Raw genomic sequence first — 26,317 nt, forward strand, 5'->3', positions numbered from 1 at the left:
TTTCGCTTCCCTGGCGGACCTAGTCCGTCCGCGCGTGCGCCTAGGCGGCGCTTGTTTGAGTTTCCCTTTGTGTGTGTTCGCTCCTGACCGTGAGGTGTTCATGCCCGTTTCAAAGTCCGTGAAGTCCAAGCAGGCCCCCGAAGCTCCAGCGAAGCCCAAGACTTCGACAACCTCTTCAGCCCCGGCCAAGGCCGGTGCCGGCAAAGCCGCTGCAGGACCGAAGAGCGCCGCATCTGCGGCCAAAGCAAAGAAAGATACCGACGTGGTAACCAAGTCCCAAGCCGAACTCAAAGCCATGGCCGACGAGCTGCTCGCCGCCGCGACCCCCAAGCGCGGCCGCAAGAAGGCAGCCGAAGGCGACGACGCCCCCGCCCAGACCGAAAAGAAGCCTGCCGCCGCCAAGAAGGCGCCGGCCAAGGCAGCCGCAAGCTCCACCGCCGCTGCCAAGACCCCCGCCAAGCGCGGCCGCAAGCCCAAGGCCAAGGAAGGCGGCGACGACATCGATGATGCCGACCTGTCCGACATCGATGGCGACATCGACGGCGAAGGTGAAGGCGAGTCCGAGGTCGAGACCGAAGTGGAAGTCGAGGTCGAGACCACTTCGGCCCCGGCCGAAAAGGTCAAGCCCCTGCGCATGAAGATCAGCAAGGCCAAGGAACGCGCCTTGATGAAGGAATTCGGCCTGGACGAAACCGTCCTGACCGAAGAGGAAATGTCCACCCGCCGCCAGCGCCTGAAGGCGCTGATCAAGCTGGGCAAGACGCGCGGCTACCTGACGCACAGCGAAATCAACGACCACCTGCCCGACAAGCTGGTCGATGCCGAGACGCTGGAAGTCGTGATCTCCATGCTCAACGACATGGGCGTGGCCGTCTACGAGCAGACTCCCGATGCGGAAACCCTGCTGCTGAACAACACGGGCCAGTCCGCCACCACCGAAGAGGAAGCCGAGGAAGAGGCCGAAGCCGCCCTGTCCACGGTGGACTCCGAGTTCGGCCGCACCACCGACCCCGTGCGCATGTACATGCGCGAAATGGGCACGGTCGAGCTGCTGACGCGCGAAGGCGAAATCGAAATCGCCAAGCGCATCGAAGGCGGCCTGATGGACATGATGGAGGCCATCTCGGCCTCGCCTGCCACCATCGCCGAAATCCTGGCCATGTCCGAGGAAATCCGCGAAGGCAAGGTTGTCATCTCCACCATCGTCGACGGCTTCGTCAACGCCAATGAGAACGACGACTACGTGGCCGAGGAAGACTTCGACGAATACGACGAAGAGGATGACGACGACGGCAAGGGCGGCTCCAAGGCGCTGACCAAGAAGCTCGAAGAGCTCAAGAACGAGGCGCTGCGCCGCTTCGACGCCATGCGCGAGAACTTCGACAAGATGCACAAGGTGTACGACAAGGACGGCTACGGCACGCCCGTGTACATGAAGGTGCAGAAGGCCCTGACCGAAGAGCTGATGACCATCCGCTTCACGGCCAAGACCATCGAGAAGCTGTGCGACCTCGTGCGCGCCCAGGTGGATGACGTGCGCAAGAAGGAACGCGAGCTGCGCAAGATCATCGTGGACAAGTGCGGCATGCCGCAGGAGACCTTCATCGCCCAGTTCCCGCCCAACCTGCTGAACCTGCAGTGGGTGGTGCAGCAGGTCGCAGCCGGCAAGCCCTGGAGCAACGTGCTCGAGCGCAACATCCCGCCCGTGCAGGAGCTGCAGCAGAACCTGATCGACCTGCAATCGCGCGTGGTCGTGCCGCTGGACGAGCTCAAGCGCATCAACAAGCGCATGAACGATGGCGAGCGCGCCAGCCGTGACGCCAAGAAGGAGATGATCGAGGCCAACCTGCGCCTGGTGATCTCCATCGCCAAGAAGTACACGAACCGCGGCCTGCAGTTCCTGGATCTGATCCAGGAAGGCAACATCGGCCTGATGAAGGCGGTGGACAAGTTCGAATACCGTCGCGGCTACAAGTTCTCGACCTATGCCACGTGGTGGATCCGCCAGGCCATCACGCGCTCGATCGCCGATCAGGCGCGCACCATCCGTATCCCGGTGCACATGATCGAGACCATCAACAAGATGAACCGCATCTCGCGCCAGCATCTGCAGGAGTTCGGCTTCGAGCCCGATGCGTCCATCCTGGCGGCCAAGATGGAGATCCCCGAGGACAAGATCCGCAAGATCATGAAGATCGCCAAGGAGCCGATCTCCATGGAAACGCCGATCGGCGACGACGACGATTCGCACCTGGGCGACTTCATCGAGGACACCAACAACACCGCTCCCGTGGACGCCGCCATGCAGGCCGGCCTGCGCGACGTGGTCAAGGACATCCTCGACGGCCTCACCCCGCGCGAAGCCAAGGTGCTGCGCATGCGCTTCGGCATCGAAATGTCCACCGACCACACGCTGGAAGAAGTGGGCAAGCAGTTCGACGTCACGCGCGAACGCATCCGCCAGATCGAGGCCAAGGCCCTGCGCAAGCTCAAGCACCCGAGCCGCTCGGACAAGCTGCGCAGCTTCATCGACTCGCTGTAAGGCGCTGTGGATGCCGGCCCCCGGGCCGGCAAACACCCCCTGGAAAGCCCCGCACTCCCCTGCGGGGCTTTTTGTTTGTGGCGGGCCATCTGCCGGGCAGGGCGACGGTGGCGCGATAGACTGCCGCCTTTGTCTGCACGGGCAACAGCATGGCTCTCGAAATCGAACGCAAATACCTGGTGGCCGACCCTGGCATCGTGGCAGGCCTGACCGGCGTGCGCATGGCGCAGGGATACATCGCCGACAACGGCATGTGGGTGCGGGTGCGCATCGCCGGAGACACCGGATTTCTCACGCTCAAGGGCCCGGCACGCGGCATGAGCCGGGCCGAATTCGAATACCGGATCCCGCTGGCCGATGCCGAGACGCTGCTGGCCCAGCACTGCGCACATGGCGCCATCGACAAGGTGCGCTACATCGTGCCGGTGGACGGCTTCGACTTCGAGGTCGATGTGTTCGAAGGCCCCCTGGCCGGCCTGGTCACGGCCGAGATCGAACTGGCGAGCGAGGATATCCAGCCGCCATCGCCCGCCTGGCTGGGCGCGGAGGTCACCTCCGACCTGCGCTACAGCAATTCGCAACTGGCCAAGACCCGGCAGTTGCCTTCGCCGGCACTGCTGCCGGGTTGAAACAGGACGGCCCTGTGCCGCGGCGGTTCAGCCGCCGGCGCGGTCCAGGGCCATGGCCTGCACCTGCAATCCGGAGCCCTCGCGCAGCGGCTGCAGATCGCCCTGCGCCCGGAAGCCATGCGCCAAATACAGCCGCATGGCGGGAGAGTCTGCTGCGGTCACGCCCAGCCGCACACGCCGCATGCCCATCTGCCAGGCCCAGGCGACGGCCTGCGCCAGCAGCGCCTGGCCCGCGCCCCGGCCACGCGCGGCAGGATCGACCCACATTTGAAAGAGATCGGCCACGCCGGGCTCGTCGGCACACAGCTTGCACCAGACCAGGCCGCAGGCCTGTTCGCCGTTGACGGCGAAGAGCAGCCTGTCCCTGCCCCCGGCAGCAGCAGCCTGCAGCCGTGCAGCCCAGTCCGCGTCAGCCCTTGCAGCCTCTGCCGCCCAGGTGCTGCCGAAGGCGTCGGGGGCATCGCGCAGGGCACGCAGGCGGATATCGCGGTACTGCGGCCATTCATGGGGATCAACGGGGCGGGTGGAGATCATGGAGCTTTCTGCGTCGGACAAAGGGGTTGGGAAAGAGAACTTCAGCCCCGGCCATGCCGGGCTGCGAGCACCGCCAGCATACGGAAGAAGGCGGCACCGATCTCCTCCTCGCAGACGCAGGCGTATCCCAGCAGCAGGCCGCGCCGCTTGTGCGGGCCTGCGTAATAGCGCGACAGCGGCTTGACGAAGATGCCCGCCTGCCGGAGATCCCCGGCAAGCGCCACATCGTCGTCCTGGCCCGGCAGCTGCATCACGAAATGCAGGCCTGCGCTGCTTTCCACCCAGGGCAGGTGGTCGGCGCCCAGGTAGCGCTCGATCAGGGACAGCAGCATGCGGCGGCGCTTGCCGTAGAGCAGGCGCATCTTGCGGATGTGGGCGGCGTAATGGCCTTCGGTGATCAACTCGGCAATCACCTGCTGGGGCAGCTGGTGCCCCTCGCGGTACAGCTCGGAATGGATGCGCCGCAGGGGCTCGGCCAGGGCCGGTGGCAGCACCATGTAGCCCATGCGCAGCCCCGGATAGAGGGTTTTGCTGAAGGTGCCTATGTAGATCACGGGCGCACCTTCCTCCATGCCCTGCATGCTGGGCACGGGACTGCCGGAGAAGCGGAATTCGCTGTCGTAGTCGTCCTCCACGATCCAGGCGCCCACGCGGCGCGCATAGGCAATCAGCGCACGGCGCCGGGCCATGCTCATGACGGTGCCCAAAGGATATTGGTGCGAGGGCGTGACGAAAATCAGCCGGGGCGCGGGCAGGCCTTCGGGCAGTTGCATGCCCTCCTCGTCCACGGGCACGCTGTGCAGGTGCAGCCCGTGCTGCATGCGCAGCACGTTGGCAATGCCCCAGTAGCCGGGCTCCTCCATCCACACGCAGTCGCCGGGATCGGCAAGGCTGCGCACCACCAGATCGATGGCCTGGTGCACGCCTTCGGTGATCAGCACCTGGCCCGGCCCGCAGTCCACCGAGCGCGCCACGCGCAGGTGCTCGGCCAGGGCCTGCTTGAGCGCGTCCACGCCGCCGCGCGTGCCGTAGGTCAGCAGTTGCGGCCCGGCGTGGCGCAGCAGGCGGTTGTGGATGCGCGCATAGGTGGCGCGCGGAAATTCGGTCACGTCGGGCACGCCGGGCATGAAGGCGCCCCATTGCTGCTCGGAGGCCTGGGCCGTTTTCAGCAGGGCCTGCGCCTGTGCAGACAGGCCGCCGCCCGGTGCGGGCGCCGTGGCGGTGGCGCGGCGTGCGGGCGCACGCCCGCCACTCAGCAGCAAGGCCGCAGGCAGGGTGTCCACCACATGCGTGCCCCGCCCCACCTGGCTGCGCACATAGCCCTCCACCTGCAGCTGCTCGTAGGCGTGGTTGACGGTGTTGCGCGACACGCCCAGCTCGCGCGCCAGGTCACGCGAGGCAGGCAGACGGCTGCGCGGCAACAGGGCCCCGCTGTCTATGGCCTGGCGGATGGCCAGGTACAGGCCCCGATTGAGATGGGTGCGGTCGCCGCCCAGCCCGCGCCAGTCCATCTGGAGGATGAGATCCGCGCACACGGAGGGTTTTGCCATGCCTGCCTTGGTGGAGTGAGGATAGAGGTGGAAGTGGAGGCGCGCTCAATTGGCACCACCATCTTTTCAAAAGATGGCTCCAGTCATGGAACCAATGGCCACTATAACGGGAAGCCTTGCATCCCCATCAACGGAGAACCCTCTCATGTCCAGCGCCACCGCCTCTTCCCCGAACCAGCAACTCCAGAACCGGCGCAACGCCGCCATGCCGCGCGGCGTGGGCGTGATGTGCGGCTTCCATGCCGTGCAGGCCGACAACGCCCTGCTGACCGATGCCGAGGGCCGGCAGTACATCGATTTCGCGGCCGGCATTGCCGTGCTCAACACGGGCCACCGCCATCCGCGTGTGGTCCAGGCCGTGCAGCAGCAACTGGAGCGCTTCACGCACACGGCCTTCCAGATCGTTCCCTACGAAAGCGCGATTGCGCTGGCCGAGCGCATCAATGCGCTGGCGCCCATCGCCGGCCCGGCCAAGACCGCCTTCTTCACCACGGGCGCCGAGGCCGTGGAGAACGCCGTCAAGATCGCGCGCCATGCCACGGGCCGCTCGGCCGTGATCGCCTTCCAGGGCGCCTTCCATGGCCGCACCCAGCTGGGCATGGCACTGACGGGCAAGGTGGCGCCCTACAAGCAGGGCTTCGGCCCCATGCCGGGCGAAGTCTTCCACGCGCCCTTCCCCGGCGAGCAGGCCGGCGTGAGCGTGCAGCAGTCGCTGGACGCCATTGCCATGCTGTTCAAGACCTCGGTGGACCCGCAGCGCGTGGCCGCCATCATCGTGGAGCCCGTCCAGGGCGAAGGGGGCTTTCACCCCGTGCCTGCCGCCCTGTTCACCGGCCTGCGCCAGCTGTGCGACCAGCACGGCATGCTGCTGATCGCCGACGAGGTGCAGACCGGCTTCGCTCGCACGGGCAAGCTGTTCGCCATGGAGCACTACGGCGTGCAGCCCGACCTGATCACCATGGCCAAGAGCCTGGGCGGCGGCCTGCCGATCTCGGGCGTGGTGGGCCGCGCGGCCATCATGGACGCACCCCACCCCGGCGGCCTGGGCGGCACCTATGCCGCCAACCCGCTGGCCGTGGCCGCGGCCCATGCCGTGCTCGACGTGATCGATGAAGAACGGCTGTGCGAGCGCGCCCACGCACTGGGCAACCAGCTGCGCGCGCGCCTGCAAGCCCTGCAGGCGCAGGATGCCGGCATTGCCGACGTGCGCGGACTGGGCTCGATGCTGGCCGTGGAGTTCCGCCTTCCCGGCAGCGGCGAGCCCGACGCGCAGCGCGTGGCCGCCGTCGTCCGGCACGCGCAGGAGCAGGGCCTGCTGCTGCTGACCTGCGGCCTGTACGGCAACGCCATCCGCTTTCTCTATCCGCTGACGATTCCACAGACGCTGTTCGCCAGGGCCCTGGACATCATCGACAGCGCCATCACCCAGAGCGCGTCCCAGCCAGTCGCCGCCTGAATCCCCATCCCAGCCACACCCTGCCGCACCATGAGTCTTTCACTGCAACGCCCCGATCTGTTCCGCCAGGCCTGCCTGCTCGCCGAGGGCTGGCGAGCCGTGGGCTCCGGCCCCGCCATCGACGTCTTCAACCCCGCCACGGGCGAGCGCCTGGGCCAGGTGCCCGCCCTGCAGGCCGGCGAGACCGAAGCCGCCATTGCCGCCGCACAGCGCGCCCTGCCCGCCTGGGCCGCGCTGACGGGCAAGCAGCGCGCAGGCATCCTGCGCCGCTGGTTCGACCTGATGCTGGCGCACCAGGACGATCTGGCGCGGCTGATGACCCTGGAGCAGGGCAAGCCCCTGGCCGAGGCACGCGGCGAGATCGCCTACGCGGCCTCCTTCATCGAATGGTTTGCCGAGGAAGGCAAGCGCGTGGACGGAGAACTGCTGCAGTCGCCCACGGCCGGCCAGCAGCTGCTGACGCTGCGCGAGCCCATTGGCGTGTGCGCCGCCATCACGCCCTGGAACTTCCCGGCCGCCATGATCACGCGCAAGGCCGGCCCGGCGCTGGCCGCCGGCTGCACCATGCTGGTCAAGCCGGCCGAAAGCACGCCCTTCACCGCCCTGGCCCTGGCCGTGCTGGCCGAGGAGGCCGGCATTCCAGCCGGCGTCTTCCAGGTGCTGACCGGCCACCCGCAGGACATCGGCCAGGCGCTGACGCAAAGCCCCGTGGTGCGCAAGCTCAGCTTCACGGGCTCCACGGCCACCGGGCGGCTGCTGATGCGCCAGTGCAGCGACACGGTCAAGAAGCTGTCGCTGGAGCTGGGCGGCAATGCGCCGTTGATCGTGTTCGACGATGCCGACATCGACCAGGCCGTGGCCGGCATCCTGGCCTCCAAGTTCCGCAACGCTGGCCAGACCTGCGTATGCGCCAACCGTATCTATGTGCACAACCGCATCCATGACGAACTGGCCCGCCGCCTGGCGCGGGCCATGGCGGGCTTCAAGGTCGGCAATGGCCTGGAGCCCGGCGTGACGCATGGCCCGCTGATCAACGAGGCCGCCGTGCAGAAGGTGGAAAGCCATGTGGCCGACGCGCTGTCCAAGGGCGCACGCCTGCTGGCCGGTGGCAGGCGCCCGGTGCCGGGCCAGCTGTTCTTCGAGCCCACGCTGCTGGCCGATGTGAACGACAGCATGCGGGTCTGCGAGGAAGAGACCTTCGGCCCGCTGGCGCCGCTGTTCCGTTTCCACGACGAGGACGAAGTGGTGCGCCGCGCCAACGACACCATCTACGGCCTGGCCGCCTATCTGTTCACCAACGACAACCGCCGCATCTGGCGCGTATCGCGTGCGCTGGAGTACGGCATGGTGGGCATCAATACCGGCCTGATCTCCAACGAGGTTGCGCCCTTCGGCGGCGTCAAGCAGTCCGGCCTGGGCCGCGAGGGCTCGCGCCACGGCATCGAGGAATACCTGGAGACCAAGTACCTGTGCCTGCAGACGGCATGAGCACGGCATGAGGACGGCCTGAAGTCCGCAGTGCCCCCCGGCAGGGAAGACAGCATGGGCCCTTGACGGCAGCCTGGCTAGACTGGGCGCCATCAAAGGCCTATCCGATTCGCACCATGGACGCTTCTTCCGCCAGCCCCTCCTCCCCCACCGCGCCGCTGCGCATCGCCGTCATGGGCGCAGGCGCCGTGGGCTGCTATTTCGGCGCACTGCTGGCACGCGCCGGCCACCAGGTCACGCTGATCGGCCGCCCCGCCCATGTGCAGGCCGTGCAGCAGCATGGCCTGCGGCTGGAGACGGCGGCGCTGGACATCCAGGTGCCCATGCAGGCATCAACCGAGGCCAGCGCCGTGCGCGATGCCGATGTGGTGATGTTCTGCGTCAAGTCCACGGCCACCGAGGAAGCGGCCCGCGAGATGCAGCCGCACCTGGCGCCGGGCGCCCTGGTGCTGACCATGCAAAACGGCGTGGACAACGACGAGCGCGTGCGCGCCGTGCTGGGCCCGTCCGTTGCCGTGGCGGCCGCCGTGGTCTATGTGGCCACGGCCATGGCCGGTCCCGGCCATGTGCGCCACTTCGGGCGTGGCGAGCTGGTCATCGCGCCCTCTGCACTCAGCGAACAGGTGGCCCGGCAATTTGGCGCGGCGGGCATTGCCGTGCAGGTATCGCCCGATGTGCGCGGCGCGCTGTGGGCCAAGCTGGTGATCAACTGCGCCTACAACGCGCTGTCGGCGCTGTGCCAGCTGCCCTACGGCCCGCTGGTGCAGGCGCCCGGCGTGGCGCACGTGGTGGACGATGTGGTGGCCGAATGCCTGGCCGTGGCAAGGGCCGACGGCGTGGCCCTGCCCGGCGACGTGCCCGCTGCCGTGCGGGGCCTGCCGGCCACCATGCCGGGCCAGTTCTCGTCCACCGCCCAGGATCTGGCGCTGGGCAAGCCCAGCGAAATCGACCACCTGAACGGCTACGTGGTGCGGCGCGGCGAGGCCCTGGGCGTGCCCGTGCCGCTGAACCGCACGCTGCAGGTGCTGGTCAGGCTGGCCCCTTCACGCATGCAGGCCAGCCAGGCGCCCCGGAACCCGCCTCAGAACTCGTAGTTGGCGGACACCCACAGGCGGCGGCCTTCCTGGTTGTTCGCGTAGCGGTTGCCAAAGATCACGGTACCCTGGACCTGGCCCGGTACGTTGTAGGGCTGGTAGTCCACGAAATCCTTGTTGAACAGGTTGTAGATGGCCGCGTTGATGGTGAACTGCTTGCTCACGCGGTAGCTGCCACCCAGGTGGAACTGGGTATAGGCCTTGTAGTTGCCCAGCGCGGCCTTGGCGGCCTGGGAGCTGGCGCTGGTGCCGGGGTCGCGGAAGCGCTCGCTGCGGTATTCGGCACGCAGCCACAGGTTCCACTGGGCACCCGGCTCCCAGTTCAGGCGGGCGTTGAGCGCATGCTTGGGCGTGTCGCTCAGCGGGTTGCCGCGGTTGGGGCCGCTCTTTTGCTCGCTCCTGGTGAAGGTGTAGTTGGCGCTGGCGTTCCAGCCGCGCGCCAGCGGCATGCGCGCACTCAGCTCCAGGCCGCGCGTGACGGCCTCGTCCACGTTGATGGACTGGCCGAAGGCATCCACCAGGGGCCAGTTGCCGAAGCTCACGCAGCCGGGGCGGTTGGGCGCTGCCGCAAAGTCGCAGTTGATCAGGCCCGGGCCGCTGGTGATCTTGTCCTTGAACTCGTTGTTGAACACCGTGGCGCTGCCCGCAAAGCCCGTGGGGCTGTCGAAATAGACGCCCAGTTCGGTGGTGCGGCTGGTTTCGGGCTTGAGGTTGGGGCTGCCCACCAGCGGCAGGCGGCCCTGCTGGCCGAAGCCGTTGATGCCGGGCGCCAGCTGCTCCACGCGCGGCGTCTTGTAGCCGTTGCTGACGCCGCCCTTCACGGTCCACTGCGGCGCGGCATTCCACACGCCGTAGATGCGCGGGCTGAGCTTGCCGCCGAAGAGGCTGTGGCGGTCATAGCGCGCGCCCATGGTGAGCTTGAAGGCGTCGGTCAGGCTCCATTCGTCCTCGGCAAACAGGGCCTTCTGCGTGAAGGCGAACTTGTTCGGCGCCACGCCGTCCTTCATCTCGGCATCCCACCACTGGCCGCCCAGCGTGGTCAGGTGGGCACCCCAGGGCAGGACCAGCTTGCTGTCCAGCACCTTGCTTTCCACCTCCAGCGTGCGCGCAGCGCCCGGTGTCGCGCCCGGCGTTCCCGGGGGAACGGTGCGGCCCATGGTTTCGGTGCGGTTGACCATGAAGCTGGTGTCCCAGGTTCCGAAGCCGAAGCGGCCCGTGTGCGCCAGCGTGAGCTGGTCGCGGTTGTATTTCTGCTCGGGGCCGTAGCCGCCCTGCAGCCCCAGCGTGCCGAGCTGGCCGCGCGAGTTGTCATAGGTCTGGCGGCCCGAGTCCAGGTCCAGCGTGATGTCGTGGTACCTGTTGGGCGTGAGCGCCAGGCGCAGGCCCAGGTTGTTGATCTCGGACTTGACGGGGTTGCCGCCCATGATGGGAACGGCGGGCTGGCCGTTGGCGCCCGCATAGGTGATGTCCGAAGCGGCCCGGCGCTGCGTGCTGCCGCGGATCGACAGGCCCAGCAGGTCCTCCTTGATGGGGCCGCTCAGGTAGAACTTGCCGGATTTGATGTCGCCGAACTCCGACTCTTGCTGCAGCGTGTAGTCGGCGCTGACGCTGCCCGTCCAGGTCTTGCCGACCTTGCGGGTGATGATGTTGATCACGCCGCCCATGGCGTCGGAGCCGTAGAGCGTAGACATGGGACCGCGGATGACCTCGATGCGCTCGATGGCGCCGATGGGCGGCATGAAGCTGGTCTGCGTCTCGCCAAAGCCGTTGGGCGTGACGTTGCCGGCCGAGTTCTGGCGGCGGCCGTCGATGAGCACCAGCGTGTAGTCGCTGGGCATGCCGCGGATGCTGATGTTCAGGCCGCCGGTCTTGCCTGCGGGGGCGCCCACGTCGATGCCTTCCACGCTTTCCAGCGCGTCGGTCAGGCTGCCGAAGCGGCCCTTGGCCAGTTCCTCACGCGGGATGACGGTGATGGAGGCCGGCGCCTCCTTGATGTCCTGCTCGAAACCCGAGGCGGAGACCACGACTTCGCGCAGCTCCGTGGCGGGCGCGGCATTGCCTGTTGCCGTCTGTGCAGAGACGGCACCCGAAGCGCAGACGGCAGCCACCACAAGGGCCAGATGGGAAGGACGCGACGGAAGAACTCCGCGCAGATCGCGATACGACATGCAAACACTCCAGAAACGGAAAACGGGCTGTGGGGCCCGTGCAACTCGCTTTGAAATGTTTGGTTATGCGATGGGATGGGGATATGTAACGAAATTATATGAACATTGAGAATCATTTCCATTCTCATGATCACAATAGGATTTATCTGTCGCACGGATGCTACGTTCCTAGGAGCAGAAAGCGCTGACGGCACCAATGCTTGCGCTGGCGCAAGCTGCTCTCACCACCTCAATACACATCACGCCGGTATCGGCCGCTGCGCACCAGCTGGTCCATCTGCGCCTCGCCCAACACGGCGTGCAGCGCCTGGTCCACGCCCTGGGCCATGCCCTGCAGGCTGCCGCAAACGTAGATGGCTGCGCCCTGCGCCACCCATTGGCGCAAGACATCGCCGGACTGCGCCAGCAGGTCCTGCACATAGGCGCGCGGCGCGCCTTCGCTGCGGTCGCGCGAGAAGGCCAGGTCCAGGCGCTGCAGCACGCTGCCATCGCACCATGCCTGAAGCTCGTCGCCGTACAGCCGGTCGTGCGCCGCATTGCGCTCCCCGAACAGCAGCCAGTTGGGACCCAGGCCCGCCGCAGCACGCGCGCGCAGGTGGCTGCGCAGGCCGGCCAGGCCCGTGCCGTTGCCGATCAGCACCAGCGGGCGCTGCAGGTTGTCTTCCAGCCGGAAATTGCGGTGCGCACGCAGCCGCAGGGTGATGGCTGCCCCCAGGGGCGCGCCCTGCGTGAGCCAGCCCGAGGCCAGGCCCGGCGAGCCATCCTCGCGCCGCGCCTGGCGCACCAGCAGGTGCACGCAGCCATCCTGGGCGATGGAGGCGATGGAGTACTCGCGCGGATGCTGCGGGTCCGCAGGAATGCAGACCTGCGCCAGGTCGCCGGACTCCCACAGCGCGGGCTCCGTTGCAGGGGGCTGCAGCTCGATGTGGAACACCGGCTCGCCTGCGCTGCCCGGGTTCATGTGCCGGCGCGCGGCCAGCGTCCATTCGCTGAAGACCGGCTGCTCCCATGCCGGCATGTCGCCCAGGCTGCTGATCTGGGTCAGCTGGTGCTGCCAGGCGGTCAGCGCCTGCGGCGCGCCGTTGTCCATTTCAATGCGCTCGAACCAGGGCCTGGCGCCACCGGCACGCAGCCAGCTGTCCAGCGCGCGGCCAAAGCCGCAGAACTGCGCGTACTGCCGGTCGCCCAGCGCCAGCAGGCCGTATTGCAGATGGGACAGCGGCCGTGCATCGGCCATGGCGTTCGCCAGGAACAGCGCCGCGTTGTCGGGCGGGTCGCCTTCGCCATAGGTGCTGGCGATGAACAGCGCCCTTTGCGTGCGCGCCAGCAGGTCGGCATCCACAGCGTCCAGGGCGCACAGGTGCACGCTTTCTCCGGCCGTGTGCAGCAGCCGGGCGGTTTCGCGCGCCAGTTCCTCGGCCTGGCCGGTCTGGCTGGCATAGGCCACGAGCAGGGGCAGCGCGCCCTCGCGTGCGCTGGTCAGCGCAGCCGCTTCCTGCCGGGCCCGCATGCGCTGGCGGCGCTCGCGCCACCAGATGGCGGCGCACATGGCCGCATAGAGCAGGACCAGCACGGCGGCTGCGAGTACGCGCAGCCCGGTTTCGGACAAGGTCATGGCGGGGACCGGAAATCTACACGGCGGAAAAAGGGAAGGAAACGCTCACGGCAGCAGCGCGGCAAAAGCCGTTGTCATCGCCATGGCAGGGCCTTGCGCAGTGCGCTCGCACAGCAGCGCCGCCACGCCGCGCTGCTCGGCAAAGTCCAGGCCCTCGCGCGGCCCCAGCACGGTGAGCACGGTGGCCAGGGCGTCGGCCTGCATGCATTCGGCATGCAGCACGGTGACGCTGGTCAGGCCATGCGCCACGGGCTCGCCGCTGCGCGGATCGATGGTGTGGGAGTAGCGGCGCCCGCCCTGCTCGAAGGCATGCCAGTGGTCGCCCGAGGTGGCGATGGCCATGTCGCGCAGCGGCAGCGCCAGCGGCGTGGACGGGTCCGCCATGCTGGCCACGGCCACGCGCCAGGGCTGGTTGCCAGGGCGCTGACCGCAGGCCCGCAGCTCGCCGCCCACCTCGACGAGGAAATCGGTATGGCCCAGCGCCTGCAGGCGCTCGGCGACCAGGTCCACCGAATAGCCTTTGGCGATGCCGCTGAAGTCCACATGGACGGCGCCGGGCTGCAGCGCGCGCCGGCCCGCCAGGTCCAGCACGATGCGCTGATAGCCCACGCGCTCGCGCACCCGCCGCAGCGCATCGGCATCGGGGATGCCGGCGCCCTGCGACTTTTCCGCACGCGGGCCGAAGCCCCACAGATCGACCAGCGGCCCCACGGTAGGGTCCCAGGCGCCGCCGCTGGCCTGTGCCCAATCGAGTGCACAGGCCAGCACGGTGAAGAATTCGGGCGGCAGTGCATGCCAGCTGCCGGGCTCGGCGCGGTTGAAGCGCGAGATGTCGGAGTCGGCTTCCCAGTTGCTCATCTGGCGCACGACCAGGGCCAGCGCAGCCTCTATGGCCTGGCGCGCCTCATCGAGCGGGCGGAAATCCGGGTTGTGCAGGCGCACGCTCCAGGTCGTGCCCATGGCCTCGCCGGTGAGTGTTTGCAGCGCGGCGGGATCTGCCCGCCGCACCGCCTGCGGCGCGTAGCCGGAGACGGCAAAGGACGCCGCGCCTGTGGGCACAAGCGTGGCAAGGCCCCGGCCTGCGCTGCCCTGCAACAGGGCGGGCGCGAAGCTCACGCGCACGGGCACGGGCGCAGACGGAGCCCCGGGTGGGGACGCAAGGCTCAGGGCAGCACCTCGAACGTGCCCACGTAGGACAGGCGGCGCTCCTTGGCCTGGGGCAGCGATGTCTTGCTGTCCTGGGCATCGGCATCCACCCAGTACATGCCGGCGGTGGGCCAGGTCACGCTGAACTCGCCCTTGGCGTCGGTCGTGGCCTTGATCTCGCCCTTGTTGTCGCGGTAGCGAGTGGCGCCGGGCACCAGCACGACTTCCAGGTTGGCGGCGGGCTTGCCGTCCACATGGAAGGCGAAGGTGGCCTTCTCGCCCTTGACCAGGTCGTTGGGATGGGTCACGGGCACCAGCTCCAGCCCCTTGCCGGAAGGCTTGACGGCGCTGGGCTTGCCCACGGTCACGAAGGTCTCGATGCGGCCCACGGACTGGGTCACCTTCAGGTCCTGCGCGTCGGCGGGCACATCGGCGGCGAACTTCTCGGGCGAGCCGCGCCAGCGGCGGTTCTGGCCCGTGGCCTTGTCCTTCCAGGAGGCAAACAGGCCGTCGTTGACGATGGCCAGGCGGTAGGTGCCGCTTTGCTGCAGGTCCAGGTCGAACACGCTGCGCAGCTTGCCGCGATGGGCATTCTGCGGCGCGACGGCCGAGCCGTCCGGCGCCGAGACAACGAGGTTGTCCAGGCCCAGCGGCACGTGGTTGAAGAAGAACAGGTCGTTGGAGACAGCGGCATCCACCGTGATCCATTCGGCCTTGGACAGCACCGTGGTCGAGGGCAGCAGCCACAGGTTGTGGGCCTGCGCGGCCTGGAAGGCGCCGCAGGCAATGGCGAGGCTGGCAGCCAGACGGACGGCAAAGCGGGTCTTGGACTTCATGAAAAATCTCCTTGGTTCGTGGATGGGTCTGGCACGTGCAGCGATGGCGTAGTCCCCCTCGTGAGGGGGAACGCGCACAGCGCCTCGGCGGCTTTCAATTTCAAGGCTTGAGCTCGACGCTGATCTCGCCCAGCTCGCTGCTGCCCTTGGCGCTCAGTTGCTCGGCCTTGGCCGCGGGCCACTTGAAGGGCACGGTGACCACTTCGCGGCCGCCGACTTCGCGCGCGGCCTCGACCACGAGCTTGTATTCACCGGGCGGCAGCTTGGCGAAGGGATTGGCGCCTTCGGTGAAGCTCAGCTGGTGCTTGCCCACGGGACGCGTGGGGCTGGTCACGCCATCGATCGGCAGGGTCAGGTCACGGCCCGTGCGGCGCCACCACTGGCGCATGTCCTTGAGCCACTTCGTGCCTTCGGCATTGCGCATCTTCACGTCGTACCAGACCGACAGCGTGGAGGCCACCGAGGCGTCGGCGCGCTCGATCCACACGGCCACGTAGGGGCGGTGGTATTCGGCGACATCCAGGCGCGGAATTTCCACGCCCACGTTCAGGCCGGCGGCAAAGACCGGGACCGCGCCCAGGCAGGCGCCAAGCGCCATGGTGTAGCGCAGAGAGAAGTGCGGATTCATTGGCAAGGCTCTTTCGGTTCTCAGTGGATCAACAGGAGGGCCAGCAGCATGGGAATCACCAGCCCCATGCCGACCATGGGCCAGGTGAAGGGGCGGTTGCCTGCGTGCATCTTCAGGATGAACAGGCCCGTGACGGTGAACACCAGGCAGGCTGCGGCAAAGATGTCGATGAACCAGCTCCAGGCGGCGCCCGTGTTGCGGCCCTTGTGCAAGTCGTTCAGATAGGCGATCCAGCCCCGGTCGGTGCGCTCGTATTCGGCCTCGCCATCGGCCAGGGCAACGCGCACCCAGGCATCGCCGCCAGGGCGTGGCAGGGAGACATAGAGTTCGTCGGCCGTCCATTCGGCCTCGCGGCCCTCGGCCTCAAGGCCCCACTGGCCGCGCACCCAGTCCGCAAACGGCGCAGGCACGGGCGCCCGGTCGCGCGGCTGGCTGGCCTGCTGCTGGACCAACTGCACGCGCAGCGCATCGGGCAATGCCGCCTCGCCACGCACGATGCGCGGCTTGGACTCGATCTGCCCCGCATGGTTGAGCGTGAACCCCGTGACGGCGAACAGCAGCATGCCGATCAGGCACAGCGCGGAGCTGACCCAGTGCCACTCGTGCAGTGTCTTGAGCCAGTAGGAACGGCGCCGAGGGTCCGGTTTGGGGGATGTCATCGCAACAGAAAAAGGCGGCAGCGCCACGCGGCGTCAACCATCACGGATGGCGGGCACGGGAGCCCAGGAAAGGAAAGGCCCGGGGATTCTACCGCCCACAAATAAGAATTGATCGCATTTACACAAGCTTTACCGGCTTAATCGTGCGCCACGCCAAGGCGGTGCCAGCATCACCCAAAGTAAAATAAGAATGCTTATCACTTGCATCCCCCTCTTCACCCTTCGTGTCCTGTCCCGCCGTGACTCCCCACCAGGCCCTTGCCCATCTCTACCAGCAGCACCATGGCTGGCTGCGCACCTGGCTGCAGCGCCGGCTGGGCCATGCAGGCGATGCGGCAGATTTCGCACAGGACACCTACGTGCGCGTGATGGAGTCCCGCACCGAACTGTCCGAGATCCGGGAGCCCCGCGCCTTCCTCACCACGGTGGCCAAGCGCGTGATGGCCAACCACCTGCGCCGCCGAGAAATTGAACGTGCCTATCTGGACACGCTGGCGCTGCAGCCCGAGCCGCTGGCGCCCTCGCCCGAGGAACGGGCCATCGTGCTGGAGACGCTGTGCGAGCTGGACCGCCTGCTCGACGGCCTGCCGCCCAAGGTGCGCGCGGCCTTTTTGCACGCCCAGCTGGACGGCATGGCCTATGCCGAGATCGCGTTGCTGCTGCAGGTCTCGGTCAGCTCGGTCAAGCAGTACATGGCGCGCGCCATCCGGCATTGCTACTTCCCGGAACATGCGGCATGACGCAGCGCTGCGCTGCCGGGCGCGTCCATGGCGCCGATGGCTCCACCCATAGTGCCGACCCCGCGCTGCCGCCTGACGTGGTCCACAGCGCCGTGGACTGGCTGGTGCAGCTGTGGTCAGGCGAGTGCACAGAGGAACAACGCGCGCAATGGCTGGACTGGCGCGCAGCCCATCCGCTGCATGAGCGGGCCTGGCAGCGCATCGAGGCCACGAATGCGCGGCTCAGGCTGCCTGACGCACGCCCGGACAGCGGTCCCCTCAATGGACCCCTTGCCACGGCCACGCTGGCGCGCAGCCTCAAGACCGCCCAGTCACGCCGCCGCCTGCTGGCCAGCGTCGCTGGCCTGGCCGGCGCAGGTGCTGCGGCATGGACTGCGCATGAGCGCCTGCCGTGGCAGGCCTGGAATGCCGATGTCAGCACCGCCAAGGGCGAGCGGCGCTCCCTGCAGTTGCCCGATGGCACGCAGCTGCTGCTCAACACCGAGACGTCCGTGGACCTTGCCTTCGACGACCAGCTGCGCCGCGTGCTGCTGTTGCGCGGCGAGCTGATGGTCACCACCGCCCATGACACGGCCCAGCCCGCGCGCCCCTTTGTGGTGGACACGCCCGCGGGCAGGCTGCGCGCCCTGGGCACGCGTTTCACGGTGCGCCATGACATGGAGACTGCGGATACGCGCGTGGCCGTTTTCGAGGGTGCGGTCGAGGCCCGCAGCCGCACGGGCGAGTTGCTGCGTGTCGACAGCGGCGAAGCCGCAAAGCTCAGTGCCACGCAGGCGCTGCCGGCCGGCGCGGCCGGCGAGGGGCCGGGCTGGGACGAAGGCGTGCTCGTGGCCTCGGACATGCGCCTGGACCGCTTCATCGACGAACTGCGCCGCTACCGACCCGGGCTGATCACGCTGGCACCCGAGGTGGCCGGGTTGCGCCTGTCGGGCGTCTTCCCGCTCGCCGATACGGACCGCATCCTGCAGTCCCTGGTACAGGTGCTGCCCGTGCGCATCCATGTGCCGGTGCGCTACTGGGTGCGCATAGGTCCGACATGAAGAGAAGGCGGCGGGACAACCCGGCCCGGTGACCTCGGTCTGTACCTTTTCCCATCTCGCGTGACAAGCAGGGGAGAGGCGCTTTGCGGCGCCATGTTTCCTCCCTGATCCAAAGACCGCACCAACATGTCCGACCTCCATCACCAGCGCCGCCTCGCTACCGCCGCGGCACGCGTCCTCCGCCCCGCGCAGCCTGCGCCCCTGTTCCACCTGTCCGCATTGACCCTGGCCCTGGCCGCCGCACTGGCCAGCCTGTCCGCCCTGCCCTTGCCCGCGAATGCCCAGGGCCAGGGCCAGGGCCAGGCCCAGGCCCAGACAGGTACCGAGCGCGCCCAGGCCTACGACATTCCGGCAGGACCGTTGGAGGCCGCGCTCACGCGCTTCGCCAAGGCCTCGGGCGTGCTGCTGGCCTATACGCCCGAGCTGGTGCGCGATCTGCAAAGCCCGGGCCTGCAGGGCAGCCATGCGCCGGCCGAGGCGCTGACCCGCCTGCTGGCGGGCTCGGGTCTGGCGGCCGCGACCTCGGGCAACGGCGGCTATACGCTGCGCCGCTCGCAAGCATCGCCTGCGTCCTCGACAGCGCCTGCCGCCTCAGCCGTGGGCGCCACCACGCTGGGCGAGGTGCACGTCACCGCCAAGGCCGAGGTCGGCAGCGCCACGGAAGGCACGGGCGCCTACACCGCGACCGGACCCAGCAGCACGGCCACGGGCCTGGGCCTGTCGCTGCGCGAGACGCCGCAGTCGGTGAGCGTGATGACCCGCCAGCGCATGGACGACTTCAAGCTGGAGACGCTGACCGACGTGCTGGAGCAGACGCCCGGCGTGGCCGTGGTCCGCCAAAGCGAGATGACCACCTTCAACGTGCGCGGCTCCAGCGTCAACCTGCAGACCGATGGCAGCCGCCAGCTCACCAATGGCTGGGGCTGGAACACGCACATCATGTACTCGCTGGACGATCTGGCCGAGATCGACCGCGTTGAAGTGCTCAAGGGCTCGTCGGGCCTGATCAATGGCGACGGCGCCTACGGAGCCACGGTCAACCTGATCCGCAAGCGCCCCACGCGCGACTTCCAGGCCAGCGCAATGGCCAGCGCGGGCAGCTGGGGCACCTACCGTGCCGATGCCGACATTGCCGGTCCGCTGAACCAGGAAGGCAGCCTGCGCGGCCGCCTGGTGGCCTCGCGCAAGAGCGGCGACAGCTTCCGCGACCACCAGCACAGCAACAGCTCCATGCTGTACGGCACGCTGGAATACGACCTCACCCCCGACACCCTGCTGAGCGCCGGCATCACCTATCGCCAGCGCGAGCTGCGCGGCTCGGGCGGCACCACGCCCATCCAGGGCTACACGGGCACCGGCCAGTTCGTCGGCTGGATGCCGCGCTCGCTGAACATCGCCGCGCCCTGGTCGGGCTACGAGCAGGAGTCGCTCAACAGCTTCGCGCGCCTGGAGCACCGCTTTGCCAGCGGCTGGAAGGCCAAGCTGCAGATGTCGCATGAAGAGGTGAAGACGCCCGACATGCAGATCGGCCTGCTGCGCTACGCCCTGCCCAGCTCGGCCCAGTTCGCGGCCTACAAGGACATCGAGTCCCGCAACCAGAACATCAGCATCGACGTGCAGGGCCCGTTCACGCTGTTCGGCCGCCAGCATGAGTTGCTGGTGGGCGCGGGCGCCGCACGCAACCGCACCACGCTGCTGCGCGGCGCGCGCCCCGGCCTGGACCTGCCGCAGGTGGACTTCAGCCAGGGCGGCGCAGCCATCCCGGCGCCAGCGGACAACATCCCCTATTCCAACGACCTGTTCAGCAACAAGCGCAGCTATCTCTACAGCGCGGCACGTTTCAATCTGGCCGATCCGCTGAAGCTGATCGCCGGCCTGCGCGTGACCAACTACGACCAGAAGGATGTGACCGACATCAGCTGGTACAACTACAACATGCGCGAGCACGGCGTGGTCACGCCCTATGCGGGCCTGGTGTATGACGTCAGCCCGAACATCTCGCTGTATGGCAGCTACGCCAGCATCTTCAAGGCGCAAAGCGCCAAGGATCTGCAGGAACGCACCCTGCCGCCTGAGGAGGGCCTGACCTACGAGATCGGCGCCAAGGGCGAATTCTTCGACAAGCGGTTGAACGCCAGCGTCGCCCATTTCTGGATGCGCACCGACAACACAGCCGTGGAAGACGGGCTCATGCCCAATGGCGAAACGGCCTACCGCGCGGTCCAGGGCGCGCGCAGGCGCGGCTTCGAACTGGAACTGTCCGGCGAGCTGGCCAAGGGCTGGCAGGCCCAGGGCAGCTACGTGACCATCAACAGCAATCTGGACAACGCCGCCACCAGCCCGCGCCACCAGTTCAAGCTGGGCACCACCTACCGCTTCGCGCAGGGCGCGCTGTCCGGCCTGACCGTGGGCGGCGCCGCGCGCTGGCAAAGCGCCATCTCCACCAGCCGCGGCGCCGCCACGCTGCGCCAGGACGCCTACTGGGTGATGGACCTGATGGCGCGCTACCAGATCAACCGCCACCTCAGCATCGCGGCCAACGTCAACAACCTGTTCGACAAGCACTACTTCTCTGGCGTGACCAACTTCAATGCCCAGGGCCTGTACTACACCTGGGGCGCGCCACGCAGCGTCAACGTGAGCATGCGTTACGACTTCTGAGCGCTGAGGGACCGCACCGGCCCAGAGATCACAGAGCCGCGCGGGCCGCACTGCGCTGTACTGTGTTGTGTCAAGCAGCTGACGCACATGCTTACATAATCTGCTTTTCTGATTCATTTGCGCCCACAATGGCGCGCGAACCCGATTGGAGACTGCATGCGCCTTCCGAGCTTTTCGCAAACCGCCGCCAACGCCGCCCATACCGTCGCCCATACCGCCGATGGAACGCGCCAGAACCGCCGCCAGATGCTGGCCCAGGGCGCTGCCCTGGCCATGCTGTGCTCTCCTCTGGCCCATGCCGCACCGCCAGCGGCAGCACCTGCAGCCCATGCGCCACGGGCTGCCGGCAGCGCCCAGCGCGTGGCGACCAGCCTGCGCATCGTCATTCCGGCCAATGCCGGTGGCGGCTGGGACCAGACCGGCCGCGCATTGGGCGCGGCGCTGGTGGCCAGCGGCGCGGCCGAGCGCGTGGAGTATGAAAACGTGGGCGGCAAGGGAGGCACCATCGGCCTGGCCCAGTTTGCCGAGCGCCATGGCAAGGACCCCGACGCCCTGCTGATCGGCGGCATGGTGATGGTCGGTGCGGTGGCACTGCAAAAGCCGGCCGTCAACATGTCGCATGTGCAGCCGATTGCCCGCCTGACCAGCGACTACCTGGTTGTCGCCGTACCTGCCGACTCCCCCATCCGCAATGCCAAGGACCTGGTGGCCGCGCTGCGCAGCGACCTGGCCCACCAGTCGTTTGCGGGTGGCTCGGCCGGTGGCGTGGACCACATGTTCGCCGGCCTGCTCACGCGCGCGGCCAAGGCAGCGCCCGAGCAACTGGTCTACAAACCATTCCCGGGTGGCGCCCAGGTGGTGGAGGCCTTGCTCAAGGGCGATGCGCGCATGGGCGTGTCCGGCTACAGCGAGTTCAGCGAGGCGCTGGCCAGCGGCAAGCTGCGCGCCATCGGCGTGTCCTCGCGCCGCAGCCTGTTTGGCCTGCCCTCGTTCCGCGAGCAGGGGCTGGATGCGGACATGGCCAACTGGCGCGCCGTCTTCACCGGCAAGCAGGTCAGCGCCGCACGTGCCCAGGCCCTGCTGGGCGCCGTGGAGCAGGCCACACAGCACGAGAGCTGGCAACGCGCCCTGCGCCAGAACCGCTGGGAGCCTTCCTGGCAGGCGGGCCGCGATTTCAACGGCTTTCTGGAGCTGGAGCACACCACGGCCAGCGTGATGACCTATCTGCTCAAACTCAAGAGCTGAGAAACCGCCGCGCAGCGGGCAAGCCACGTGGCGGGCCTGCAACACTGGCTTGGTCATACGCGTATTCCTCTAGCGTGGGGCATTGCCGCTGTGGGTTTTGAGCTACCAAACTTGTAGCAGAATGGATCCAGAGCTATAGTTCCCCGGGACTTGGCTCGGCGCGCGTCCCACCCGGACGCACCCGCCGGCTCACCCACACCATTGCGCAAGGAGAAGCGTCATGAGCTCCAAGGAAAACGCCGCCATCAACCAGCTGTTCGAGAAACTCGAATGCCGCTACGCGTTGCGCGTGCTGTGGGCGCTGCGGGACGGCCATCCTCAGACCTTTCGACTGCTGCAAGACAGCGTGGGCGGCATCACGCCCAACACGCTGAACACCCGCATCAAGGAGCTGCGCGAGTGCGGGCTGCTGGAGCATGGCTCCGACGGCTACACCGTGACGCTGGCCGGCCAGGACCTGCTCAAGCGCCTGTCCGATGTGCAGGCCTTTGCCAACCGCTGGGTGGCCGCGCGCGCCAAGAAGTGATGTCAGGCCGGGCGCGGCACCAGGCGCCACGGCCTCTTCCCGCGCAGGGCCACCGGCCCGCCGGGTCGTCTCCTTTCCCCCTACCGTTTCTCTCTCAAGGAATACCACCATGGCTTTCACCACCACCGCATCCGGCCTGCAGTATGAAGACACCGTCGTGGGCGACGGCGCCGAAGCCCAGCGCGGCCGCAGCGTGACCGTGCACTACACGGGCTGGCTCTACAACAACGGCGTGCAGGGCGCCAAGTTCGACTCCAGCAAGGACCGCAACGATCCCTTCGTCTTCCCCCTGGGCGGCGGCATGGTGATCAAGGGCTGGGACGAAGGCGTGCAAGGCATGAAGGTGGGCGGCCAGCGCACCCTGATCATCCCGGCCGAGCTGGGCTATGGCGCCCGCGGCGCCGGCGGCGTGATCCCCCCCAACGCCACGCTGAAGTTCGACGTGGAGCTGCTGGCCGTCTGAGCCTGCACCCACGGATTCATGCAAGGGCAAGGTGCGAAGGCGCCTTGCCCTTTTTCATGGACGGTCCGCCCCAAACCCTCTCGGGACGCGTGCGGGCCATTCCTCATTCAAGGTGCCTTGCCGAACAGCGCCTCGTGCAGCGGCAGGTAGCTGGCAGGACTGGCCGCCTCGCGCAGGCGCGGCGCCAGCGCCACCAGCTGGTCGTAGCCCATGGCCGCTTCCACGGCAAGGTTGAGCCGGAACCCCTTCAGGCCCAGGTTGGCCGTGATGGCCACGGCCAGCGGATAGGCGTTGCGATAGCGCACGGCCAGCGATGGCTCGGACTGCGCGGGGGCATCGCCAGTCGAATCCGTGGACGAAGCCGCTGCAGCAGGCGCGGCAGGGACCGAAGGCACCGCAACGGCCACCACGCCCAGCCGGGGCTCGGCCGCGTCGCGCGGTGCCAGCCATTCGCGCTCCACCAGCGCCAGGATCTCGTCCTGCGTCACGCCCATGCCGGCCACGGCCTGAAGCACCTGCGCCAGGCTGCGTTGCCCGTCAAACAGCAAAAAGGCCGAGCGCAACCGGGGCGAGAGATCGGCATGGCGTTCCTTGAATGCCTGTTGGCCGGCGGACGTTTTCACAAAATGCATGGCGGACGGGATTCTCTGCAAGGGATCGGATCGGACACGGCTCGCAGCGTGTCATGAGCCTCCGGCTCCCAAAAGCGGGTTTTCCAGCACGCACGGGCTTCAGTGGGGCCGGCAATGATCCAGATCTGCCAAAAGCGCAAAAACGGGGCAGAAAATGGCCATCCTCCCGCCCGGCGGCCTCTGCCCGTCAGGACGCTTTTGCGGGCACGGAACGCGCCGGTGCCCGGCGGCGCGGGTCCAGGCAGCTGACCAGCCAGGTCACCAGCAGGCCGGCCGGCACGCCGAAGACGCCCGACGAAATCGGCTGTATGCCCCACCACAGGCGCGCGTGCAGCGCTTCGGGCAGCACGGGCTGCAGTGCCGGCACATGCGAGACCATGTAGTACAGCGTGACGCCCAGCCCGGCCAGCATGCCGGCCACGGCCCCCCGGCGCGTGGTGCCACGCCAGAAGATGCCCAGCACCATGGCCGGAACGAAGGCCGAGGCCGCCAGCGAGAACGATGCCGTGACCATGGGCAGGATGTCCGAGGAACGGCGCGAGGCCACGAAGGCGGCCGACAGCGCCATCACCAGCAGCGCGAACTTGGACAGGATCACGCGCTGCTCGGGCGAGGCGCGGCGGCGGCGCTCGCGAAAGTACAGGTCGCGCACCAGCGCGTTGCTGATGGTCAGCAGCAGTCCATCGGCCGTGGACAGCGCCGCAGCCAGGCCGCCGGCCGCCACCAGGCCGGAGACCACGTAGGGCATGCCGCCCAGCTCGGGCGTGGCCAGCATGATGAGGTCGGCGCCCATGCGGATCTCGCCGAACTGCAGCACGCCGTCGCCGTTGACATCCTCCACGGCCAGCAAGGAGGCATCCACCCTGGCCCACTGCGCCATCCAGTTGGGCAGCTCGTCAAAGCGGATGCCCACGAGGTTGTTCATGACCTCGAACTTGACCAGCACGGCCAGGGCCGGCGCGCTCATGTACAGCACGCCGATGAAGAACAGCGTCCAGCCCACCGAGGCCCGCGCCCCCGACACCGAGGGCGCCGTGTAGTAGCGCGTGAGCAAATGCGGCAGGCCGGCCGTGCCGGCCATGAGGCAGAACATCAGCGCCAGGAAGTTGCGCCGGCTGTCCTCGTAGACCTGCTGCTCCTGGGGCGATCCGTCGGGGTTGCCGGCGAATGGCAGGCTGTGCAGCGGGATGCCGCCCAGCGGCTTCTCGCGCTCGCGCATTTCCTGCAGCTGTCGTGTCCACAGCGCGCGCGCGGCGGCTTCGTCGCGCGGCATGGCGGCCAGTTCGCGGCTGGCGGCCATGATGGCGCCGATATCGCCGCTGCGCGTGCGCAGATCGCGTATGCGCTCGGCCAGCGCCTGGCGCTCGGCGGCCAGAACGCGCGGCACGTCCTTGAGCTTGTCCTCCAGCACCTCGGCGCGCAGGCGGTAGGCGGCGATCACCTCCTGCTCGGCCGGCGAGTCCAGCAGGCGCTGCTCCATCTCCGCAATCTGGCTGAGCTGGGCCGTATAGGCCAGCGGCGCCACGGGATTGCCCATCTGCCGGTAGGCCAGCCAGGACACGGGGATCAGAAAGGCCAGCAGGATCACCACGTACTGCGCGACCTGGGTCCAGGTGATGGCGCGCATGCCGCCCAGGAAGGAGCACAGCAGCACGCCGCCCAGGCCCAGCATGATGCCGATCTCGAACTGCACGCCCGTCAGCCGCGAGGCGATCAGCCCCACGCCGTAGATCTGCGCCACCACATAGGTGAACGAGCAGATCACGGCCGCCAGCGCCGCGATCACGCGCGGCCAGCGCCCGCCGTAGCGCTGCTGGAAGAAATCGGGAATGGTGTAGAGCTTCATCGCCCGCAGGTGCGGCGCGATCAGCATGGCGACCAGGCAAAAGCCGCCCGTCCAGCCCAGCAGGTAGGCCAGTCCGCCGGCCTGGCCCGGCACGCCGGCAAAGCCCTGCAGGTACAGCGCCCCCGACAGGCTGATGAACGAGGCCGCGCTGACCCAGTCCGCCGCAGCCGCCATGCCGTTGTAGAAGGGCGGAATGCGCCGGCCCGCGACGTAGTACTCCTCGGGGTCACTGGTGCGCAGGTACACGCCGATGGCCGCATAGACCATGACGGTGAAGAACAGGAAGATGGGGCCTATCCAGTGGCGCGACAGGCCTTGCTGCTCGGCCCAGAACATGAGGGCCAGAAAACCCAGCACGCCCAGCGTGTATAGGGCCACGATGCGGTGCAGCCGCCAGTGGGAGGCCGCCGTCAGCGGTGCTCGCTCAGCCATGGCCGGGAGGCGATGGCGGTGCGGACGGTTGCGTATCGGCCGATGGGGATGCGGGAGCCGGTGCCGTCGCAAAAGCGGCCCGGGCCTCGCGGCGCTCGAAATGGTCCATGGACAAACAATAGACGATGACGATGGCCAGGAACATCAGGACTGCCCCCTGGGCCGCGAACCAGTAGGCCAGCGGCCAGTCGGGCATCAGCGCCTGCAGGTCGCGCGCGTAGTAGCAGGCGCCAAAGGAGACGGCCACCCAGACCGCGAACAGCACGGCCTTGAGCCACAGATGGCGGATGTCGTGCAGGTCGGGGGCGAAGGTCTCGCCTTCGGACGGTCCCCCGACCGCGTCGTCATGCAAGTGCGCTTTCGGCGTATGCATGGCGACGCTGCCAG

The 26,317-nt window shown here is 68.0% G+C and carries 22 protein-coding genes; 11 read left to right on the forward strand and 11 right to left on the reverse strand.

What is annotated here, in order from left to right:
* Positions 1-100: 100 nt before the first annotated feature.
* Complete coding sequence (gene rpoD, locus ACUTR7_RS12460) at positions 101-2,542, forward strand: RNA polymerase sigma factor RpoD (RefSeq protein ID WP_013801152.1); 2,442 nt, start codon at positions 101-103, stop codon at positions 2,540-2,542.
* A gap of 149 nt (positions 2,543-2,691) precedes the next feature.
* Positions 2,692-3,171: a CYTH domain-containing protein gene (locus tag ACUTR7_RS12465; RefSeq protein WP_043819133.1), complete on the forward strand. Its 480-nt coding sequence runs from the start codon at positions 2,692-2,694 to the stop codon at positions 3,169-3,171.
* A gap of 27 nt (positions 3,172-3,198) precedes the next feature.
* On the opposite strand, the gene ACUTR7_RS12470 is transcribed toward ACUTR7_RS12465, so the two are convergent.
* Entirely contained in the window at positions 3,199-3,705 is a 507-nt protein-coding gene (locus tag ACUTR7_RS12470; protein WP_445608942.1) for a GNAT family N-acetyltransferase, read from the reverse strand.
* Between the two features lie 41 nt (positions 3,706-3,746).
* The gene (gene pdxR / locus ACUTR7_RS12475) at positions 3,747-5,255 is read right to left on the reverse strand and encodes a MocR-like pyridoxine biosynthesis transcription factor PdxR (RefSeq protein WP_445608943.1); all 1,509 of its coding nucleotides are present in this window, start codon (positions 5,253-5,255) and stop codon (positions 3,747-3,749) included.
* Between the two features lie 145 nt (positions 5,256-5,400).
* Here pdxR and gabT point away from each other — a divergent pair, with 145 nt between their 5' ends.
* The 3 genes from gabT to ACUTR7_RS12490 all read left to right on the forward strand — a co-directional run bounded on the left by gabT (position 5,401) and on the right by ACUTR7_RS12490 (position 9,293).
* Complete coding sequence (gabT, locus tag ACUTR7_RS12480) at positions 5,401-6,711, forward strand: 4-aminobutyrate--2-oxoglutarate transaminase (RefSeq protein ID WP_445608944.1); 1,311 nt, start codon at positions 5,401-5,403, stop codon at positions 6,709-6,711.
* A gap of 30 nt (positions 6,712-6,741) precedes the next feature.
* Positions 6,742-8,199 carry an NAD-dependent succinate-semialdehyde dehydrogenase gene (locus ACUTR7_RS12485; protein ID WP_445608945.1) on the forward strand — a complete coding sequence of 486 codons (1,458 nt, stop codon included), beginning with the start codon at positions 6,742-6,744 and terminating at the stop codon, positions 8,197-8,199.
* A 116-nt stretch (positions 8,200-8,315) separates the two neighbouring features.
* Complete coding sequence (locus ACUTR7_RS12490) at positions 8,316-9,293, forward strand: ketopantoate reductase family protein (protein ID WP_099733057.1); 978 nt, start codon at positions 8,316-8,318, stop codon at positions 9,291-9,293.
* On the opposite strand, the gene ACUTR7_RS12495 is transcribed toward ACUTR7_RS12490, so the two are convergent.
* The 6 genes from ACUTR7_RS12495 to ACUTR7_RS12520 form a co-directional block, all read right to left on the reverse strand.
* Entirely contained in the window at positions 9,281-11,461 is a 2,181-nt protein-coding gene (locus ACUTR7_RS12495; RefSeq protein ID WP_445608946.1) for a TonB-dependent receptor domain-containing protein, read from the reverse strand. The genes ACUTR7_RS12490 and ACUTR7_RS12495 overlap by 13 nt on opposite strands.
* Before the next feature lie 229 nt (positions 11,462-11,690).
* Positions 11,691-13,076 carry a sulfite reductase subunit alpha gene (locus ACUTR7_RS12500; protein WP_445608947.1) on the reverse strand — a complete coding sequence of 462 codons (1,386 nt, stop codon included), beginning with the start codon at positions 13,074-13,076 and terminating at the stop codon, positions 11,691-11,693.
* A gap of 45 nt (positions 13,077-13,121) precedes the next feature.
* Positions 13,122-14,198 (reverse strand): FAD:protein FMN transferase, encoded by a 1,077-nt coding sequence (locus ACUTR7_RS12505; protein ID WP_445609027.1) that lies wholly within the window; start codon positions 14,196-14,198, stop codon positions 13,122-13,124.
* A gap of 41 nt (positions 14,199-14,239) precedes the next feature.
* Positions 14,240-15,058: a DUF4198 domain-containing protein gene (locus ACUTR7_RS12510; protein WP_012206854.1), complete on the reverse strand. Its 819-nt coding sequence runs from the start codon at positions 15,056-15,058 to the stop codon at positions 14,240-14,242.
* 100 nt (positions 15,059-15,158) lie between these two features.
* The gene (locus ACUTR7_RS12515) at positions 15,159-15,686 is read right to left on the reverse strand and encodes a DUF2271 domain-containing protein (RefSeq protein WP_034396360.1); all 528 of its coding nucleotides are present in this window, start codon (positions 15,684-15,686) and stop codon (positions 15,159-15,161) included.
* A 20-nt stretch (positions 15,687-15,706) separates the two neighbouring features.
* On the reverse strand, positions 15,707-16,345 hold the full coding sequence (locus ACUTR7_RS12520; RefSeq protein WP_013801140.1) for a PepSY-associated TM helix domain-containing protein: 639 nt from the start codon (positions 16,343-16,345) through the stop codon (positions 15,707-15,709).
* Positions 16,346-16,569: 224 nt separating this feature from the next.
* Here ACUTR7_RS12520 and ACUTR7_RS12525 point away from each other — a divergent pair, with 224 nt between their 5' ends.
* From ACUTR7_RS12525 to ACUTR7_RS12550, 6 genes are all read left to right on the forward strand, one after another.
* Entirely contained in the window at positions 16,570-17,085 is a 516-nt protein-coding gene (locus ACUTR7_RS12525) for a sigma-70 family RNA polymerase sigma factor (protein ID WP_013801139.1), read from the forward strand.
* Positions 17,082-18,125 (forward strand): FecR domain-containing protein, encoded by a 1,044-nt coding sequence (locus ACUTR7_RS12530; protein WP_445608948.1) that lies wholly within the window; start codon positions 17,082-17,084, stop codon positions 18,123-18,125. The genes ACUTR7_RS12525 and ACUTR7_RS12530 overlap by 4 nt, the downstream gene beginning before the upstream one ends.
* Before the next feature lie 126 nt (positions 18,126-18,251).
* Entirely contained in the window at positions 18,252-20,786 is a 2,535-nt protein-coding gene (locus tag ACUTR7_RS12535) for a TonB-dependent siderophore receptor (RefSeq protein WP_445608949.1), read from the forward strand.
* 156 nt (positions 20,787-20,942) lie between these two features.
* Positions 20,943-22,031: a Bug family tripartite tricarboxylate transporter substrate binding protein gene (locus tag ACUTR7_RS12540; protein ID WP_445608950.1), complete on the forward strand. Its 1,089-nt coding sequence runs from the start codon at positions 20,943-20,945 to the stop codon at positions 22,029-22,031.
* A gap of 220 nt (positions 22,032-22,251) precedes the next feature.
* The gene (locus ACUTR7_RS12545) at positions 22,252-22,557 is read left to right on the forward strand and encodes a winged helix-turn-helix transcriptional regulator (protein ID WP_012206858.1); all 306 of its coding nucleotides are present in this window, start codon (positions 22,252-22,254) and stop codon (positions 22,555-22,557) included.
* A 109-nt stretch (positions 22,558-22,666) separates the two neighbouring features.
* The gene (locus tag ACUTR7_RS12550) at positions 22,667-23,020 is read left to right on the forward strand and encodes an FKBP-type peptidyl-prolyl cis-trans isomerase (RefSeq protein ID WP_012206859.1); all 354 of its coding nucleotides are present in this window, start codon (positions 22,667-22,669) and stop codon (positions 23,018-23,020) included.
* A 107-nt stretch (positions 23,021-23,127) separates the two neighbouring features.
* Here the strand turns inward: ACUTR7_RS12550 and ACUTR7_RS12555 are convergent, their stop codons facing one another.
* The 3 genes from ACUTR7_RS12555 to ACUTR7_RS12565 all read right to left on the reverse strand — a co-directional run bounded on the left by ACUTR7_RS12555 (position 23,128) and on the right by ACUTR7_RS12565 (position 26,303).
* Complete coding sequence (locus ACUTR7_RS12555; RefSeq protein ID WP_043819156.1) at positions 23,128-23,652, reverse strand: hypothetical protein; 525 nt, start codon at positions 23,650-23,652, stop codon at positions 23,128-23,130.
* 187 nt (positions 23,653-23,839) lie between these two features.
* Entirely contained in the window at positions 23,840-25,930 is a 2,091-nt protein-coding gene (locus ACUTR7_RS12560) for a VC_2705 family sodium/solute symporter (RefSeq protein ID WP_071956556.1), read from the reverse strand.
* Complete coding sequence (locus tag ACUTR7_RS12565; protein WP_012206862.1) at positions 25,923-26,303, reverse strand: DUF4212 domain-containing protein; 381 nt, start codon at positions 26,301-26,303, stop codon at positions 25,923-25,925. The genes ACUTR7_RS12560 and ACUTR7_RS12565 overlap by 8 nt, the downstream gene beginning before the upstream one ends.
* Positions 26,304-26,317: the final 14 nt, after the last annotated feature.

It is taken from the genome of Delftia sp. NA_296.1, assembly GCF_052692095.1.

Coding starts and splice junctions, on each gene's coding strand:
- rpoD (WP_013801152.1), top strand. CDS start 101: ATGCCCGTTTCAAAGTCCGTGAAGTCCAAGCAGGCCCCCGAAGCTCCA.
- ACUTR7_RS12465 (WP_043819133.1), top strand. CDS start 2,692: ATGGCTCTCGAAATCGAACGCAAATACCTGGTGGCCGACCCTGGCATC.
- ACUTR7_RS12470 (WP_445608942.1), bottom strand. CDS start 3,705: ATGATCTCCACCCGCCCCGTTGATCCCCATGAATGGCCGCAGTACCGC.
- pdxR (WP_445608943.1), bottom strand. CDS start 5,255: ATGGCAAAACCCTCCGTGTGCGCGGATCTCATCCTCCAGATGGACTGG.
- gabT (WP_445608944.1), top strand. CDS start 5,401: ATGTCCAGCGCCACCGCCTCTTCCCCGAACCAGCAACTCCAGAACCGG.
- ACUTR7_RS12485 (WP_445608945.1), top strand. CDS start 6,742: ATGAGTCTTTCACTGCAACGCCCCGATCTGTTCCGCCAGGCCTGCCTG.
- ACUTR7_RS12490 (WP_099733057.1), top strand. CDS start 8,316: ATGGACGCTTCTTCCGCCAGCCCCTCCTCCCCCACCGCGCCGCTGCGC.
- ACUTR7_RS12495 (WP_445608946.1), bottom strand. CDS start 11,461: ATGTCGTATCGCGATCTGCGCGGAGTTCTTCCGTCGCGTCCTTCCCAT.
- ACUTR7_RS12500 (WP_445608947.1), bottom strand. CDS start 13,076: ATGACCTTGTCCGAAACCGGGCTGCGCGTACTCGCAGCCGCCGTGCTG.
- ACUTR7_RS12510 (WP_012206854.1), bottom strand. CDS start 15,058: ATGAAGTCCAAGACCCGCTTTGCCGTCCGTCTGGCTGCCAGCCTCGCC.
- ACUTR7_RS12515 (WP_034396360.1), bottom strand. CDS start 15,686: ATGAATCCGCACTTCTCTCTGCGCTACACCATGGCGCTTGGCGCCTGC.
- ACUTR7_RS12520 (WP_013801140.1), bottom strand. CDS start 16,345: ATGACATCCCCCAAACCGGACCCTCGGCGCCGTTCCTACTGGCTCAAG.
- ACUTR7_RS12530 (WP_445608948.1), top strand. CDS start 17,082: ATGACGCAGCGCTGCGCTGCCGGGCGCGTCCATGGCGCCGATGGCTCC.
- ACUTR7_RS12535 (WP_445608949.1), top strand. CDS start 18,252: ATGTCCGACCTCCATCACCAGCGCCGCCTCGCTACCGCCGCGGCACGC.
- ACUTR7_RS12540 (WP_445608950.1), top strand. CDS start 20,943: ATGCGCCTTCCGAGCTTTTCGCAAACCGCCGCCAACGCCGCCCATACC.
- ACUTR7_RS12545 (WP_012206858.1), top strand. CDS start 22,252: ATGAGCTCCAAGGAAAACGCCGCCATCAACCAGCTGTTCGAGAAACTC.
- ACUTR7_RS12550 (WP_012206859.1), top strand. CDS start 22,667: ATGGCTTTCACCACCACCGCATCCGGCCTGCAGTATGAAGACACCGTC.
- ACUTR7_RS12555 (WP_043819156.1), bottom strand. CDS start 23,652: ATGCATTTTGTGAAAACGTCCGCCGGCCAACAGGCATTCAAGGAACGC.
- ACUTR7_RS12560 (WP_071956556.1), bottom strand. CDS start 25,930: ATGGCTGAGCGAGCACCGCTGACGGCGGCCTCCCACTGGCGGCTGCAC.
- ACUTR7_RS12565 (WP_012206862.1), bottom strand. CDS start 26,303: ATGCATACGCCGAAAGCGCACTTGCATGACGACGCGGTCGGGGGACCG.